Genomic DNA, 646 nt, shown 5'->3' with positions numbered 1-646 from the left:
GTGCGGCTGAGCCCGAGCTTCAGCCGGAGGTCGATCACCGGCACGCCCTGGCCGCGCACGTCGCGCAGGCCGACGAGATAGTCCGGGCCGTTGGGGATGCGGAAGGCCTCCTCATGGTCGAGGATCTCCCGCACCACGGCGACGGGCACCGCGAACACCTCGCTGCCGAGCGCGAAGGTGACGTACTGGGTCTCCGAGGAACGGGCCGTCATGATCAGGCGCTTTCCCGGAAGTCGGCGTCGTCGTCATCGGGGCCGCCCATGTCGAGATCGAGCGCGAAGCCGCGCACCGCCTCCTGCTGGGCCTTCACCGTCTGACGCTGCGGCGTGGCGGAGCCATTGGCCTTCTTGACGGGAGGCTGCGGATGACGTCCGGCCGCCTGGCTTGGCGCCGGCTTGGCCGCCGGCCGGGCGGGCGCCTTGCGCTGGGCGGTCTTGGCGCCGGCCACCGCGTTGTCGACGCGGAAGAAGGCGATCGAGGCCTGCAGTTCCTCGGCCTGGGCGGCCAGCTCTTCGGAGGTCGCCGACATCTCCTCGGAGGCGCCGGCGTTCTGCTGCGTCACCTTGTCGAGCTGCTGGATCGCCTGGTTGATCTGGGCGGCGCCAATGTCCTGCTCGCGGCAGGCGGCGGAGATCTCCGACACCAG

General features: G+C 70.9%; 1 protein-coding gene and 1 pseudogene. Both read right to left on the bottom strand.

Features of this window, described 5'->3' with window-relative positions:
* On the bottom strand, positions 1-212 hold a 212-nt coding region (locus CJ014_RS27315), incomplete at its 3' end, for a chemotaxis protein CheW (protein WP_207765881.1).
* Between the two features lie 2 nt (positions 213-214).
* Positions 215-646 (bottom strand): annotated as a pseudogene (locus tag CJ014_RS27310) (methyl-accepting chemotaxis protein); the annotation flags it as partial.

Origin of the sequence: Pleomorphomonas carboxyditropha, from assembly GCF_002770725.1 — a bacterium.
In the GTDB taxonomy this organism is placed as follows: domain Bacteria; phylum Pseudomonadota; class Alphaproteobacteria; order Rhizobiales; family Pleomorphomonadaceae; genus Pleomorphomonas; species Pleomorphomonas carboxyditropha.
Note: the sequence above shows the minus strand (reverse complement) of the source record. Positions and strands in the feature narration are given on the sequence as shown.